This is a genomic window from Pseudomonas sp. FSL R10-2189 (assembly GCF_009600325.1).
GTDB lineage: Bacteria > Pseudomonadota > Gammaproteobacteria > Pseudomonadales > Pseudomonadaceae > Aquipseudomonas > Aquipseudomonas helleri.
This window is the reverse complement of the sequence record NZ_WIVZ01000001.1, coordinates 239,483-254,795: the sequence shown is the minus strand read 5'-3', so window position 1 is coordinate 254,795 and position 15,313 is coordinate 239,483. Positions and strand designations below refer to the sequence as shown.

At 60.5% G+C, this 15,313-nt stretch carries 15 protein-coding genes and 1 tRNA gene; 11 read left to right on the top strand and 5 right to left on the bottom strand.

Annotated features, from left to right (window positions below; genetic code table 11):
- Positions 1-1,062: a tRNA preQ1(34) S-adenosylmethionine ribosyltransferase-isomerase QueA gene (gene queA / locus GHO32_RS01170; protein WP_048367107.1), complete on the bottom strand. Its 1,062-nt coding sequence runs from the start codon at positions 1,060-1,062 to the stop codon at positions 1-3.
- 106 nt (positions 1,063-1,168) lie between these two features.
- Between queA and GHO32_RS01165 the strand changes: the two genes are divergently transcribed.
- The 6 genes from GHO32_RS01165 to GHO32_RS01140 all read left to right on the top strand — a co-directional run bounded on the left by GHO32_RS01165 (position 1,169) and on the right by GHO32_RS01140 (position 6,745).
- A tRNA-Leu gene (locus tag GHO32_RS01165) sits at positions 1,169-1,253 on the top strand.
- Positions 1,254-1,783: 530 nt separating this feature from the next.
- Positions 1,784-2,077, top strand: a complete 294-nt coding sequence (locus tag GHO32_RS01160) for a DUF3077 domain-containing protein (RefSeq protein WP_153336024.1) — start codon at positions 1,784-1,786, stop codon at positions 2,075-2,077.
- A 161-nt stretch (positions 2,078-2,238) separates the two neighbouring features.
- On the top strand, positions 2,239-2,739 hold the full coding sequence (locus tag GHO32_RS01155) for a sigma-70 family RNA polymerase sigma factor (RefSeq protein WP_153336023.1): 501 nt from the start codon (positions 2,239-2,241) through the stop codon (positions 2,737-2,739).
- The gene (locus GHO32_RS01150; RefSeq protein ID WP_153337860.1) at positions 2,739-3,680 is read left to right on the top strand and encodes a FecR domain-containing protein; all 942 of its coding nucleotides are present in this window, start codon (positions 2,739-2,741) and stop codon (positions 3,678-3,680) included. Before GHO32_RS01155 ends, GHO32_RS01150 begins: the two co-directional genes overlap by 1 nt.
- 115 nt (positions 3,681-3,795) lie before the next feature.
- A complete protein-coding gene (locus GHO32_RS01145; protein ID WP_153337861.1) occupies positions 3,796-6,285 on the top strand; it encodes a TonB-dependent receptor in 2,490 nt (829 codons plus the stop codon).
- Between the two features lie 130 nt (positions 6,286-6,415).
- The gene (locus GHO32_RS01140) at positions 6,416-6,745 is read left to right on the top strand and encodes a hypothetical protein (protein WP_153336565.1); all 330 of its coding nucleotides are present in this window, start codon (positions 6,416-6,418) and stop codon (positions 6,743-6,745) included.
- Here the strand turns inward: GHO32_RS01140 and GHO32_RS01135 are convergent, their stop codons facing one another.
- A complete protein-coding gene (locus tag GHO32_RS01135) occupies positions 6,746-7,135 on the bottom strand; it encodes a cytochrome c family protein (protein ID WP_153336566.1) in 390 nt (129 codons plus the stop codon).
- 169 nt (positions 7,136-7,304) lie between these two features.
- Between GHO32_RS01135 and GHO32_RS01130 the strand changes: the two genes are divergently transcribed.
- The 3 genes from GHO32_RS01130 (at position 7,305) to GHO32_RS01120 (ending at position 11,312) form a co-directional block, all read left to right on the top strand.
- Complete coding sequence (locus GHO32_RS01130; RefSeq protein ID WP_048367786.1) at positions 7,305-7,811, top strand: sigma-70 family RNA polymerase sigma factor; 507 nt, start codon at positions 7,305-7,307, stop codon at positions 7,809-7,811.
- Positions 7,808-8,776 carry a FecR domain-containing protein gene (locus GHO32_RS01125; RefSeq protein ID WP_153336567.1) on the top strand — a complete coding sequence of 323 codons (969 nt, stop codon included), beginning with the start codon at positions 7,808-7,810 and terminating at the stop codon, positions 8,774-8,776. Before GHO32_RS01130 ends, GHO32_RS01125 begins: the two co-directional genes overlap by 4 nt.
- A gap of 103 nt (positions 8,777-8,879) precedes the next feature.
- A complete protein-coding gene (locus GHO32_RS01120) occupies positions 8,880-11,312 on the top strand; it encodes a TonB-dependent siderophore receptor (protein WP_368668307.1) in 2,433 nt (810 codons plus the stop codon).
- A gap of 163 nt (positions 11,313-11,475) precedes the next feature.
- On the opposite strand, the gene GHO32_RS01115 is transcribed toward GHO32_RS01120, so the two are convergent.
- Both GHO32_RS01115 and GHO32_RS01110 read right to left on the bottom strand, forming a co-directional pair.
- Positions 11,476-12,021 (bottom strand): DUF924 family protein, encoded by a 546-nt coding sequence (locus GHO32_RS01115; RefSeq protein ID WP_368668308.1) that lies wholly within the window; start codon positions 12,019-12,021, stop codon positions 11,476-11,478.
- Positions 12,022-12,064: 43 nt separating this feature from the next.
- Positions 12,065-12,682 carry a LysE family translocator gene (locus GHO32_RS01110; protein WP_368668309.1) on the bottom strand — a complete coding sequence of 206 codons (618 nt, stop codon included), beginning with the start codon at positions 12,680-12,682 and terminating at the stop codon, positions 12,065-12,067.
- A gap of 146 nt (positions 12,683-12,828) precedes the next feature.
- On the opposite strand from GHO32_RS01110, the gene GHO32_RS01105 reads away from it, so the two are divergent.
- Positions 12,829-13,281 carry an Lrp/AsnC family transcriptional regulator gene (locus GHO32_RS01105; RefSeq protein ID WP_368668310.1) on the top strand — a complete coding sequence of 151 codons (453 nt, stop codon included), beginning with the start codon at positions 12,829-12,831 and terminating at the stop codon, positions 13,279-13,281.
- On the opposite strand, the gene GHO32_RS01100 is transcribed toward GHO32_RS01105, so the two are convergent.
- Entirely contained in the window at positions 13,270-14,190 is a 921-nt protein-coding gene (locus GHO32_RS01100; protein WP_153336569.1) for a LysR family transcriptional regulator, read from the bottom strand. The genes GHO32_RS01105 and GHO32_RS01100 overlap by 12 nt on opposite strands.
- Positions 14,191-14,306: 116 nt before the next feature.
- Here GHO32_RS01100 and GHO32_RS01095 point away from each other — a divergent pair, with 116 nt between their 5' ends.
- Positions 14,307-15,194 (top strand): SDR family oxidoreductase, encoded by an 888-nt coding sequence (locus GHO32_RS01095; protein ID WP_153336570.1) that lies wholly within the window; start codon positions 14,307-14,309, stop codon positions 15,192-15,194.
- Positions 15,195-15,313 lie beyond the last annotated feature (119 nt).

The following is a 15,313-nucleotide window of genomic DNA, read 5'->3' as shown; positions in this document are numbered from 1 at the left end:
TCATGCTTGATCCTCTGGGGCCGGGGCTGGAGCCGTCGGCGCGGGATTGCGGGTGATGAACATTGCATCACCGTAACTAAAGAAGCGGTATCCATGCTCAACCGCAGCCTTATAGGCCGCCATGGTTTCGGGATAACCGGCGAACGCCGAAACCAGCATCAACAGCGTGGATTCCGGCAAATGGAAGTTCGTCACCAGGGCATCGACCACATGAAACGGGCGGCCCGGGAAGATGAAAATGTCAGTGTCGCCACTGAACGGCTTCAGCACACCGTCACGCGCCGCGCTTTCCAGCGAGCGCACACTGGTGGTGCCCACCGCAATCACCCGCCCGCCACGCGCACGGCACGCCGCCACGGCATCGACCACATCCTGGCCGACTTCGAGCCATTCCGTGTGCATGTGATGGTCTTCAAGGCGCTCAACGCGCACCGGCTGGAACGTACCCGCGCCCACGTGCAGCGTGACAAACGCCGTTTCGACGCCCTTGGCAGCGATGGCCTGCATCAGCGGCTCATCAAAGTGCAGCCCCGCGGTCGGCGCGGCCACGGCGCCCAGGCGCTGAGCGTAGACCGTTTGATAACGCTCGCGGTCGGCACCTTCGTCCGGGCGGTCGATATACGGCGGCAGCGGCATATGCCCTACGCGATCGAGCAGCGGCAACACCTCATCGGTAAAGCCCAACTCAAACAACGCATCGTGGCGGGCCAGCATCTCAGCTTCGCCGCCGCCATCAATGAGGATTTTTGAGCCTGGTTTTGGCGACTTGCTGGAGCGCACATGCGCCAGCACCCGATGACTGTCGAGCACCCGCTCAACCAGAATTTCCAGCTTGCCGCCCGACGCCTTTTGGCCGAACAAGCGGGCTGGAATCACCCGGGTATTGTTAAACACCATCAAATCGCCTGGGCGCAAATGCTCAAGCAAATCAGTGAATTGACGATGTGCCAGTGCGCCACTCTCCCCATCCAGGGTCAGCAGGCGACTGTTACGGCGCTCCGCCAAAGGATGGCGTGCGATGAGTGAATCAGGGAGCTCGAAAGTAAAGTCAGCAACGCGCATGATAGGTTTCGTCTAGCAGGGCCGGGGAGTTTAACGGACTTAGTAAAAATAGACCAATAAGTTGTTGACCGACCTAAATGTCATCTCTATACTTCGCCGCCATTGAGCCCTGATGGCGGAATTGGTAGACGCGGCGGATTCAAAATCCGTTTTCGCAAGAAGTGGGAGTTCGAGTCTCCCTCGGGGCACCATCTTAAGAAAGACCTTGATTATCAAGGTCTTTTTTTTCGCCTGTAGAAAAGATCAAAAGATCGCGAGCAAGCTCGCTCCTACAAATGGCGTGCCCCCCTCCCCTGTAGCCATTGACGAGCACCGCGAGGCTACGTCCGGCTGCGACGCAGTCGTAGTTATTTCGCAGCCACGCATCCTGTAGTCGCTGCCGAGGCACGAAGGCTGCGAGCGGCTTCCCAAGATCAAAAGATCGCGAGGCAAGCGCCTGCGCCACGTTTGCCCTTTTCAACCGGGAGGGTTACTCTCGCTCCGTCGCTGCCCATTCAGCGACCGGACGTCGCGGTCCGAGCATATACAGGCGCACAGGCGCCACCATTTCAATAGCTGGCGCTTTTTTGTGCCCGCTAGTCTGTTATGGCGGCTGTGTGTGGGAGACCTTCGGGTCTGCCGGGGTTCCTGTATGCCCGGTCCGCGAACCCGCACATGGCTGCCACCCATATTCGTTTCGCGGCGAACTGTGGCAGCTCCTCACATACAGGAGTTACGCCCAATGACACGCCCTGCTTCCCCTTTGCTCCATACCACCGGTGCTGCCACGTTCGGCACGTGTAATGCTCAGAATCAACGCTTGTTCAGCGTCAACCCCGGTATTTCGGGCGTTGAGGCGATGGAGCATGCCTCTCTACTGATGAACTGCGTCAATACGCTGTCGTTTCTCGGGGCCATGGACGATGGCAACGAAGCCATGCGCTGGGCTTCGCACTATCTAAGCGAGATGGCCAAGGCGGTCATTGATGACCTCACACTAGGGTTGCAGCAGGCTCAAGAAGGGGACGCCGTTTAAGATTACCTGCGCAGAAAACCGGCCACCGCGCCGGTTTTTTTGTGCCACACATCGGTAACCCCGCGCTCAAAGCGCCCTCTCCTGCTCCACCATCTTGCACAATTGCAGCGCGATCTAGACAATGCGACTCATTATCAATCAGTGATATTGGTTGGCCATTTATGCCTGCTCCTGACCATAGCGCCTTGCACCTGTTGTACAGCGAACATAATGGCTGGCTCAAAAGCTGGTTGCGCGCGCGGCTGGGTAACGCCAGCGATGCAGCCGATTTGGCTCAGGACACGTTTGTACGCTTGCTGGCGTCCCGTGATATCGAGCAGATCCGCGAGCCGCGCACTTACTTGAGCGCCATTGCCCGAGCACTGATGATCGACAAGTTTCGGCGCCGTGCCCTGGAGCAGGCGTACTGCGAAGCGCTGGCGCTGCACCCTGAACCAATGGATATTTCGCCCGAAAAACGCCTGCTGATTCTCGAAACCCTGGTGGCGATTGATTCCATGCTGGACGGCCTGGGCGAGCGCACGCGGCAGATTTTCCTCAGCGTTCAACTCGAAGGCCTTAGCTATGTGGCCACCGGCAAACGCCTGGGAGTGTCGGTGACCACGGTTAAAAAGCACGTGATCCGCGCCATGACGCATTGCTTGCTGTTAACGGAAGACTGATGGCACCGCCTCTCGATCTGCACACCCTCGAAGCCGCCGCCACCTGGTATGTGCGGCTCAGCAGCAGCGCGCCCAATGAGGCAGACCAACAGGCGTGGGCCGCCTGGTTGCAGGCCAGCCCGCAGCATGCACGGGCCTGGGCGCGCGTGGAGAAACTGCAAAGCCAATGGGCCGGACTGCCGGCAGAGGTCACACTGACAACGTTGGCCGGGGTGAAGGCGCGTCGCCGCGCGGTGCTCAAAACCCTGGGCTTGTTGCTGGCCGCAGGCGGCAGTGGCTGGCTGGCCACGGAGCACGTGCCTTACCGGGCCATGCTGGCTGATCAGCGCACCGCCACCGGGCAGCGTCGGCACCTGCGCTTAAGCGATGAAAGCCAGATAGACATCAATACCGACAGCGCGCTGGACATTGTTTTCAGTGCGCAAACGCGCCTGATCCGCCTGCACCGGGGCGAAATTCTGGTGCAAACCGCCAGCGACTCTCGGCCTTTTATCGTCGAGTCGCCCCAAGGCAGTGTGCGCGCCTTGGGCACGCGCTTTGTGGTGCGCTGCGGGCCAAGCTTTACCGAGGTGTGCGTGCTGGAAAAGGCGGTTGAGCTGCGGCCCTTGAACCACCCGTCACGGGTGCAGCGCCTGGATGCGGGCCAACAGGCTCACCTGGAACCCAATGAGGTCAGCGCCATCACCGCGGCCCCGGCGGGTGCTGGTGCGTGGAGCCAAGGCATGCTGACGGTCATCGATTGGCGTTTGGGCGATTTCATCACTGAGCTAAGCCGCTACCGCCCCGGCGTATTGCGTTGCGATCCCGGCATTGCGCACTTGCGCCTCAGTGGCGCGTTTCGGATTGATAACACCGACACCATTCTGGAAAACCTCAGTCAGTCGCTGCCGGTCACGGTGCGTTTCATCACACGTTATTGGGCCACTGTCGAAGCGGCTTAAGTTTTTTTGCGAATAATTCCCACTAAGGGTTGCCGATTTCAATTTTCGTTCGGCCATGTACAGAAAGCAGCGATCACAGCTGCGCCTCTGCCCCTGCCAACGGAAGGAAACCTGTATGTCACGATTTACCCTTAGCGCCGCCAAGCCGCTCGCGCAGGCCATCCGCCTGGCGGTGGCGCTCGGTGCCTCTGCGGCCGCAGCCCTGGCCGCCCCCCACGTGTCGGCGCAAACCCAGACCCACGCCTACCAGATCAATGCCGGCTCACTGGGCACCGCCCTGAGCCTGTTTGCGACGGCGGCGAATGTGACGCTGTCGTTTAACGCCGAACAAACCCAAGGCATGACCACATCGGGCCTTAACGGCACCTATGGTGTTGATGAAGGCCTTGCGCGCTTGCTGGCAGGCAGTGGCTTGCAGGCTCAGCGCCAGGCCAATGGGGCCTACGTGCTGGTGCCCGCCGCGAAGGATGGCTCGCTACAACTGGGGGCCACGTCGATCACCGGCCAAGCGCTGGGTGAAGTCAGCGAAAATACCGGTTCCTACACCACCGGCTCCACGACCACGGCCACCAAGCTCAACCTGAGCCTTAAAGAGACGCCCCAGTCTGTCAGCGTCATGACCCGCCAGCGCATCGACGACCAAAACCTCAACAGCATCGGCTCGGTGCTTGAGCAAACGCCCGGTATCAACGTGCAAAGCCCCGGCAGTGATCGTCTGTATGTGTTCTCACGCGGGTTGGCGATTGATAACTATCAATACGACGGCATGCCGACCACCTCGTTCGCGTTCAGCCAGGCATTGCCGCAAGCGCTGTCGGACATGGCGATTTATGACCACATCGAAGTGCTGCGCGGTGCGTCCGGTTTACTCTCCGGCACGGGCGACCCTTCCGGCACCATCAATATGGTGCGCAAAAAGCCCACCTCGACGTTCCAGGGCTACGTCAGTGCCGGCCTCGGCTCATGGGACCTGTACCGCACCGAAGTGGACGTGTCCGGCCCGCTGACGCCGACCGGTAATGTGCGCGGGCGCGCCGTCGCGGCCTATCAACAAGCCAACAGCTTTACCGATTATCTGCAGCAAGAAAAAACCATCCTCTACGGCGTGGCAGAAGCCGACCTGAGTGACAGCACGCTGCTGACCGTCGGGGCCGAATACCTTTACAACGATCCGCGCGGTTTCTCTACCACGGGCCTGCCGATGGTGGACAACAAGGGCAACCAACTGCACCTGTCACGCAGCGAAAACCCGGCCAGCCGCGACAGCACCAACCGCCAGGAGTCGGTGAATGCCTTCGCCTCGATCGAGCAAAAACTGGCCCATGACTGGACGCTGAAGGTCTCCGCCAACTCCCTGTACGGCACCCGCGAGTACGACTCGATCATCGTCGGCACCACCACGGGGTTCCTTAACCCGCAGACCGGCAGCGGCCTGAGTTACACCGCGACCAAGGGCGACAACACCCAAGAGCAAAAAGGCCTGGATGTGATGCTGTCCGGCCCTTACCAATGGCTGGGGCGCGAGCACGAACTGGTGGTGGGGTTTAACTATCAGAGCTACGAAAACCGTCGTAACGGCTTCGGCAATCTGCTGGCCAACGGCACCAGCGACAATGGCGTCAGCGGCAAGCCGGTGAATATTTACAACTGGGACAACTACGCGCCCAACGCCTCTTACAACTTCAACCGCGAAGACGACAACATCAACCAATGGCAGAACGGTGTGTACCTGGCCACCCGGCTCAAACCCACCGATGACCTCTCTGTGATCCTCGGCACGCGCGTGAGCAACTATCGCTACGATGCCTTTTTGCATTACAACGTCGCGAACATGCAGCGCTTCAACACCGATGACACCTTGCGGGTCAATGGCAAGGTCACGCCGTACGCCGGGGTGGTCTACGACCTGACCCCCAACCACTCGGTCTATGCCAGCTACACCAGCATCTTCAAGCCACAGCCCTACCGCAACACCAGCGGCAACCTGCTGGACCCGCGCAAAGGCGACAACTACGAAATCGGGCTCAAGAGTGATTACTATGACGGCCGCTTGAACACCGCCATTGCGCTGTTTGAAGTTGACCTGGACCACGACGCCATCGCCGACGGACTGGTGATCGGCAACGACAACCTGACCGCGTATGTCGCGAAAAAGACCAAGACCCGTGGCATTGATATGGAAGTCAGCGGCGAACTGCTGCCCGACTGGAACCTCAACGCCAGTTATAGCCACAGTGTGGTTAAAGACGCTGATAACGAGCGCGTCAAAACCATCATTCCGGCCGACATGCTGAAGGTCTGGACCACCTACCGCCTGCCCGGCGAACTGGACCGCGTGACCGTCGGCGGCGGGGTCAACTGGCAAAGTGCAATCCATATGACCGTGGACAGCTGGCAGCTCACCGCCCCGGCCAAGGTCAAGCAAAGCGACTACGCCGTTGCCAACCTGATGGCGCGCTATCAACTCACACCGCAGTGGTCGGCCACGGCCACCCTCAACAACGTGTTCGACAAAAAGTACATCAGCTCGCTGGACGAGAACTTCCGCAGCGGCTCTTATGGCCCGCCGCGTAACGTGATGTTGACGACCAAGTACACGTTCTAAACCGGTAACGCTCATAGCGCCGCCCTCTCAGTGATGAGACGGCGGCGTTTTTACTGAGACCCAAGACTTTTTTTTCACCGGCAAAAAAGCCATCATCCCCCGCTCAATCCCCGCCACAGGACCACGCCCCATGGAACGCCCGCTGGAGACCGTCGCCCTTTTCTCGCTCAAGCTCGCCTACGAAACGGAGGGCCAAAGCCCGATTCTGCGCGACGACATGGTCATGGGTGACTATCAGCGCGACGTGTTTGCCTTTCTGGTGCGCAAGGGCGACCTGGAGGCGATCAAGGCCAAAATCGATGAGTGCATCGACCTGGCCATGGACGCCATCGGTGGTGCGGACTCGCCCATGGGGCGCGAATTGCAGAAGCTGGCGCTTGGGGTCCAACAGGCGCACAGCCTGGAGCAACTGAACGCGCCGCTGCTGGCCCTCAAGGATTATTTACACGACATCCTGTGATTACTGGTCTTTGAAGGTTTCGATATAAGCCAGCAGGTTGGCGATTTTCTCCGGGTCGCTGATGCCCCAGAAAATCATGCGCGTGCCCTTCACCACTTTTTTCGGGGCTTCGATGTACGCCGCGAGCGTCTCGGGGGTCCAGACCACGCCTGAATTTTTCATCGCCTCCGAAAACTGGTAACCCGGCAAACTCCCGGCCTGGCGACCGACCACACCATTCAAATGCGGCCCAAAACCGCTGCGGGCGTTTTCCCCGATGCTGTGGCACCCGCCGCAGGTCTTGCTGAACAATTTGCCGCCCGCCTCTGCATCGCCCGCCGCCGCAGCTCCCAGGCTAAACAGTCCGGCATTCAGGGTCACAAGCAAGGTCAGCAAGGCTCGGTACGTCATAGGTGACTCCACATCAGGTCGAGGTGTTCAGGCAGGCGCCACTATAGCCCAGGCCTAAAACCCGTCACGAGACCCAGATCATGTGTTTCGCTCGGCGGTGATTGCAGTTGCCATCATATCGCCGCTAGACTTGAGAACGATTCGCACTCACCTTCTGGAAAACCGACCGGTGCAACCTCTCTCGACTCGCAAGCTGGGCTTTTTTTTCAGCGATCACCACCGTTGGTTGCTGCAGCATATTCGTCGGCGCGTACGTAACCCTGCGGATGCCGAGGACACGGCAGCCGACACGTTTTGCCAAATGCTCGCCGCCAGAGTCGACCCGGACAGCATCGAGCAGCCGCGGGCTTATTTATCGACGATTGCGCGACGTTTGATTTTCGATCGGCACCGGCGCGGCAAATTGGAAAGTGCCTATCTGGAACGCCTGGCCCTGCTCCCGGAAACCGTGGTGCCTTCCCCCGAAGAACAGTTGCAGTTGATTGAAGCGCTGGTGGCCATCGACCGGGCCATCGATGGTTTGCCGCTGGTGGTCAAAGCCACCTTTTTGTACAGCCAGCTGGATGGCCTGAGCTATGTGGCCATTGCGCAAAAACTCGGCCTGTCGGAACGCACCGTCAGCCGCTACATGAAACAGGCCTTGCGCCAGTGTTATCTGTGCGAGGCCGCGCTATGAGCAATTTACGCCTGGACCCGGTCAGCGAACAGAGCATTGACTGGATGGTGAAGCTGCGCGCTGACACGCCCGACGCCGCCCTGCTGGAGCGTTTCAACGCATGGCTGGCCGCAGACCCGGCGCATGTGCACGCGTGGGACACCCTGCAAAAACGCCTCGGTGGCTCGTTCAATACCGTTCGCGCGCTGGACCGGCGCCTGCCCGGGCAAGCGGGTGAAGCGCGGTTAGTGCTGCTGCAACCGAGCACCACACGGCGGGACGCTTTGCGCACGCTGGCCGGTTTGGGCTTGCTCGGCGGTGGGTTGTGGCTGGGCGCCAGCAGCCCGTTGGGTGAGTCGTTGCTGGCCGACCTGTCGACCGGGGTGGGTGAGCGCGATGACTTTAACCTGGCCGATGGCAGCTGCCTTAGCCTCAATGCCAACAGCGCGGTTGACCTGCATTTCAACAGCCAGCAACGGCTGGTGATTTTACGTCGCGGCGAGTTGGTGATTCAGGTGGCGCCCGATGTGCGTCGTCCACTTCGCGTGCGCACCGCCGAGGGCGAGGTACAAGCCCTGGGCACGCGCTTTTTGGTCTCGCAAGAATCAGCGGCCAGCCGCGTCGTGGTCCTTGAGCATGCGGTTGAAACCCGGTTGTTCAACGGCACCACCCTGGCCCTGCAAGAAGGCCAGTCTGCCCTGCTCTACCCGCGGCAGATCGTCCTGCAAGCGGGCGATCAGCATTACCGCGCCGAGTGGTTGAACGGTCGGCTTAACGTGCTGGATGACTCCCTGGCGCAAGTGGTTGATGCGCTGCGCCCTTACACCCGTGGGCTGGTGCGGGTCGCCCCTGAAGTGCGCGGCCTGCGTGTACAAGGCGTGTACCCGCTGAATGACCCCGACCGGGCCTACACCGCGTTGGCCGAAACCCTGCCCATTCGCGTGGACCGCTACAGCCCGTGGCTGACGCTGATCCGGCCAGCCTGAGCCACGGCGCAAAAATATTTTTGATAATTGCTCGCATCCGTGTCCGGTTTTTAATTCTCAGCCCACCTATCTCCTGAGACTTCCACACGATCAGGAGAATGCTGTGCTCAACCCGTGGCCCCACACCCGTTACGCCGCTGTAGCCCTTGCCGCCCTGGCCAACCCGGCCTGGGTGCAAGCCCAAGAGGTCAATTTCAATGTACCCGCAGGTCCCCTGGCCACGACGTTGAACGCCATCGCCAGCCAAAGCGGGCACATCGTTTCGCTGGAACCGGGGCTGGTGCAGGGCAAACAGGCACCTGCGGTGATCGGCCAGATGTCGCCAGAGCACGCCATGGAAGCAGCACTGCGCGGCAGCGGCCTGCAATTGCGCATCACCGCGCAAGGCAGCTTCAGCGTCGAACCGACACCTCACGATGCGCAGGCATTGCAACTGGGCGTCACCAGCATTACCGAGCGCAGCCTGGATGCCACCACTGAAGGTTCAGGCTCCTACAGCGCGCGCGCCGTGACCATCGGCAAGGGCGCGCACAGCCTCAAGGAAACCCCGCAATCCATCACCGTCATGACCCGCAAAATGCTCGATGACCAGAACCTCAACACCATCGAGCAAGTGATGGAGAAAACCCCGGGCATCACCGTGTACGACTCGCCCATGGGCGGCAAGTACTTCTACTCCCGTGGCTTTCGCATGACCGGCCAATACCAGTACGACGGCGTGCCGTTGGACATTGGCAGCAGCTACGTGCAGGCCGACAGCTTCAACAGCGACATGGCGATCTACGACCGGGTTGAAGTGCTGCGCGGCGCCGCCGGGATGATGAAAGGCGCGGGCGGTACCTCGGGCGGCGTGAACTTTGTGCGCAAGCGCGGCGAATACACCCCACACACCCAACTGTCGCTGTCGGCCGGAACGTGGGACAACTACCGCGGGCAGATCGACACGGGCGGCCCGCTGAACGACACCGGCAGCGTGCGCGGTCGGGCAGTGATCACCGAGCAAACGCGCCAGTACTTCTATGACGTCGGACAGCGCAAAGATCAGATCTACTACGGTGCGCTGGATGTCGACCTGAGCCCCGACACCACGCTGGGTGTCGGCCTGGCTTATGAAGACGTCGACGCCACACCCTGCTGGGGCGGCTTGCCGCGCTATGCCGATGGCAGTGACCTGAAGCTCAAGCGGTCCACGTGCCTGAACCCGGCGTGGAACCATCAGCGCAGCAAGCGCACCACCTGGTTCGGCGATTTAAAACATCAACTCAATGACGATTGGGCCGTAAAGGTTGCCGGGGTCTATTCCAAAAACACCCAGGACATGGAATACGCCTTCCCCAGCGGCTCAGTACCGGTGGGTGCGACCCAATCGAACACACTGGTCATTGGCAGCACCTATGACTATGACCAGGTTGACTACGGTTTTGACGCCTACCTCAATGGCACCTTCGATGCCTTTGGCCAGCAGCACGAACTCACAGTCGGGGCCAATGCCAGTCGCTCCAGAAAGGATGACTTCTTCGCCGTGGCCGTGCTCCCGGATCGGCAAGACGTATTCAACCCCAACCACCACCTGCCGCAGCCCGACGACAGCTACTACCTGGCCAATGCCTCCCGTGGCGGCCCGATGGACATGCGCATCAAGCAATACGGCGCCTACTCCATCGCCCGCCTGAAACTGGCCGAACCGCTGACATTAGTATTGGGCAGCCGGGTGAGCTGGTACTCCTCCAACAGCGACTCCGTGTCTTACTGGCGCGGTGAAGGCACCCCGGTGCATACCCAAGCCAAAGAAACCGGGCAAGTCACCCCGTTTGCCGCCGTGTTGTTCGACCTCAATGACAACCTGACCGCCTACGCCAGCTACACCGACATTTTCACCCCGCAAGGCAACTACAGAACCCTGAGCGGCGCAACGCTCAAGCCTCTGATCGGCCAGAGTTACGAAGTGGGCATCAAGGGCGAATGGTTTGACGGGCGCCTGAACAGTGCATTCAACCTGTTCCGCACGATTCAAAAAGATGCCGCCCAAGATGATCCCCTGTGCCCCGACAGCAGTTGCTCGCAGAACTCCGGCAAAGTGCGTGCCCAGGGTTTTGAAGCCGAAGTGAGCGGCGAAGTCATTGATCGCCTGCAACTGCTGGCCGGCTACACCTACACCCAGACCAAAGTGCTGGAGGACGCCGACGCTGCGCAAAATGGCGTGCCCTATAACTCTTACGTGCCGCGCCACTTGCTGCGGGTATGGGCCGACTACGGCCTGAGCGGCGCGCTGGACCGCGTCAGCGTAGGCGCCGGGGTCAATGCCCAGAGCAGCAACTATCGCGTCTCGCCCATCAGCGGCAATGACATGACCCAGTCAGGCTACGCCGTGTGGAACGGCCGCGTGAGCTACCGCATCGACGACACTTGGTCGGTGGCACTGAACGGCAACAACCTGTTCGACAAGCGCTACTACGTGACCGTCGGCACCGAAGGCTTCGGCAACTTCTATGGCGAACCGCGCAATTTCGTCATGTCGCTCAAAGCTGATTTCTGATCGCTGCAAGAGAGCCACCGTCTTCAACGCCGCGCAGTTAACAGGACACCGATAATCGACAGCATCCCCCAATCGGTTCCCTCTCCTTCGGGAGAGGGCTAGGGAGAGGGGGCTCTTAGATCAAAAGATCGCGAGCAAGCTCGCTCCTAAAAAGAAATTCGCGTCAGCCAGCAAAACCGCCCGCGGCGAGGAACGTGCGTTCCTGCTCAGTCGAGACACGCCCCAAGACGTCGTTGCGATGGGGAAAACGCCCGAAGCGCTCAATGATATCGGCGTGTTCCTTGGCCCAACGGGTGTCTTGGGGGTTGAGTTTTTCATGCAGTTCCAACGACAGACGCTGGTCATCGGCGTCTTCGGAATGCTCAAACGGCAAGTAACAAAACCCGCGCAACGCCACTTCAATCTGTTGATCCAGCCCCGACTCAATCACCTGCCGGGCGTAAAACCGAGCCAGCGGATCGGTGGCGAACATGTGCGCGGTGCCACGGAAGGCATTGCGCGGGTATTGGTCCAGCAACAGCAGCAATGCCAGCGCGCCTTCTGGCTGTGCGGCCCAAGGCTCCAACTCGCGCCTGGCGGCCTGAAAATGCGCGGTGTAGAAGGTCTCACGAAAGCGCTTGTCGAAAGCCTCGTCCTTGGCAAACCAATGCGTGGGGCCAGCCTGCTTCCAAAATTCAACCACCGCGTGGGGTGTGGTGTCAGTCGTCACGTTGCGTCCCTCCCTAAAGGTTGTCGATGGAGCTTAGACGCTTTTAATGCGCCACTTGCTCAGCCAGCAACACCACGGCAATCACGATCATGATCGCGCCCGAGACGCGGCTGACGTTTTGCGCCGCGCTGGGGCGGGTCTGCAACACGGCCTTGGCGCCGAAGCCGACCATCAGGTACACCACACCACAGCTGAACGCGTGCAGTGCGCCCAAGGCGACAATTTGCGCGGGTATCGGCCACACGGACAGCGGGTCGGTGAATTGCGGCAACAACGCTAAAAACAGCAGAAACACCTTGGGGTTCAAGCCGCTGACACACAACCCTTTCCAGGCCCAGCGCAACCCGGAATCAGCCACTTGCACGCTGCCTGATTCGGGCGTCGAGGGGTGGCGAATCATGCTGATGCCCAACCAGAGCAAATACCCCGAACCGGCAATCGTCATGGCCCGCAAGATCATCGGGTGGCTCGCCACCAGCCCGCCAACCCCGGCCGCGACCACCACCGTCGCCAGCAAATGCCCCGAGAGCAAACCGGCCACCGCCGGGGTCACCAGACGCCCGCGCATGCCCGCAGAAATCGCGTAAGCCCAGTCTGCGCCGGGGGTAATGATGAACAGAAAAGACACCGCCCAAAAAGCGGCCAATACGCTGAGAGTCACAGGGTTCTACCTTCTACAGTGAGCCGGAGGGGTCAGCACCACGCGGTTATGAAACGTGGGCAGCCCGTAGAAGAATAGGGAAATGCTGATAGGATTATCTTTCGTTTATCCCCCTAGAGCGCTATCAACCTAGAAGGTTCTTCCACGTGGATCGAATTGACCGCAAGATTCTCGCTGAGCTGCACGCCGATGGCCGCTTGTCCCTCACCGAACTCGCAGAACGCGTGGGGCTGAGCCTTTCGCCGTGCCATCGACGGGTGCGGGCGTTGGAGGAATCGGGGGTGATCCTGGGCTATCGCGCCCTGCTGGCGCCCAAGGAGCTGGGCCTGAGCTTTTCTGCGATCGTGTTCGTGACCCTGCGCGAAGTCACCCGCCAGGCCATTGCCGACTTTGAGGCGGCATTGCCAAAGATCCCGCAGATCATCGAAGCGCAGCGCCTGTTTGGCGACCCGGACTACCTGCTGCAAGTCATCACCAAAGACTTGCCGGCTTTTCAGCGCCTTTACGACGAACACCTCACCTCGCTGCCCAATGTGCAGCGGCTGGTGTCGACGCTGGTGATGAAGAACGTCATCAATGACCGGGTGCTACCGCTGTAAGCCGGGCATCAAGCCCTGCGCCAGTGCATCCAGCAGCACCCTGACCTTGGGTAGCGCGTCACGGTTTTTGGGCCACACCAGGTGTATCGCCAGCCCCTCGCTCGCCAGGTGCGGGAGCACTTCGACCAGGCTGCCCTCGGCCAGTTGTTGCTTGATCAGCCAGGTGGGCAACTGCGCGATCCCGCAACCGGCCATGACCGTGATGACCTGCGCCTCGCCATCGCCGACGATGTACTGCGCTGACATCACCCGACGCTCCATGGCGGCGCCCTGCTTGCCCACAAAACGCCAAGGGCTGACGGTGCCGTCTGCGCGACCGTAAGCCACGCACACGTGATGCTCCAGATCGCGCTCGGTCACGGGCTCGCCGTGTTGCTTGAGGTAAGCCGGCGAAGCGCAGAACACATGCCGCTCGCTGCCCAGATAACGGTGCCCCCACGCCGCCGGCCAGACGTCCGGGCCGCCCACGCGCACCACCACGTCCACGTCTTCTTCCACCGGGTCGATAAACCGGTCAGAAAACGACAAGTGTGGCTGCAACTGCGGGTACTGCTGCACACACGCCAACACCACCGGCAACGCCTGCAAACGCCCAAAAGCGGCGGGCAGGTCGATGCGAATACGCCCGCGCGGCTGCGCTGAGTCGGCGTGCAGCGTCAGCTCGGCTTCTTCCAGATCCGCCAGCACGGCCGTGCACGTACGATAAAACGCTGCGCCCGCATCGGTCAGGGCCAGGCGCCGGGTGGTGCGATTGAACAGGCGCACCTGCAAGCGGCTTTCCAGCCGCGCGATGCCTTTGCTGACAGCAGACGCGGTGAGGTTCATGCGCTCGGCCGCCGCCTTGAAACTGCCCGAGTCGCTGACGCAGACAAACACATCGATACCCTTCAAGCGCTCGGAAGAAAACATGACGGCCTCTTACTGATGAACTCAGTTCACTTAATTCGGTAAAAGGTATCGTAAATACGCCCCAATTTCCCCAGTAAGCTCAACGCCACGACTTTACTCACCCCACAGGCGCTTTTATGACCTCGCAAAAACCCACCGTTTTAATCACCGGCGCCACGGGCCAGATCGGCGGTGACACGCTGCGCCTGTTGCAGGACGACGACAGCATCACCTTGGTCGCCGCGGTGCGCTCAACCGCCAAAGCCCAACCGTTCGAGGCGCAAGGCATCCGCACGGTGATCATGGACTTTGATAAAGAACAGACCCTGGCGCCCGCCTTACAAGGCATCGACCGGGTCTTGCTGGTGACCGGCTACACCGTCGACATGCTGCGCCAAAGCAAAGTGTTTGTGGACCAGGCGAAAAAAGCCGGGGTGCAGCACATCGTGCACCTAGGTGCCTGTGGCCGTGACGACGCCAGCATCGGGCATTGGGCCTGGCACCAGTTGGTGGAGCGATACATTGAATGGTCGGGCTGTTCGTACACCCACTTGCGCCCGGAGTGCTTTATGCAAAACCTGCTGAGTTATGACGGGACTCAAGCGGTGAAATCCGGGGTGATTGAGCAGTACACCGGCGATACGCCGTTCAGTTGGGTCGATGGCGAAGACGTTGCCCGCGTGGCCGCGCAAGCGCTGTTGCACCCGGACACACACGCCGGTCAAACCTATCGCTTGGGTTACGACGTGCAATCGTACGGTGACGTGGCCACCATCATGACGCGGGTATTGGGCCAGCCGTTTCGCTACGACGCCCAGCCCCCCGAAGTGTTCCTGGAGAACATGCGCGCAGCCGGTGCCGAGATGGCGTACATGAGTTGCGTGTATGACAACTTTAAACGCATGGCCGCCAACAGCATCCCGGGTGCCCAGGACACGTTTGACAACTTCACGGCCATTACCGGCCGCCAGCCTGTGCGCTGGGAAGAATTTGTGCAAAAGCACCGCAGTGCTTTTGCGTATTGATCCTGTACGGCACAAAAACTGCTCAAGGGTGGGAGCGGGCGTGCTCGCGATGGGCTTCAGAACGCCCCGTCTGTTCGGCAAATACGCGTCATCGTTAACGACCATCGCGAGCAAGCCCG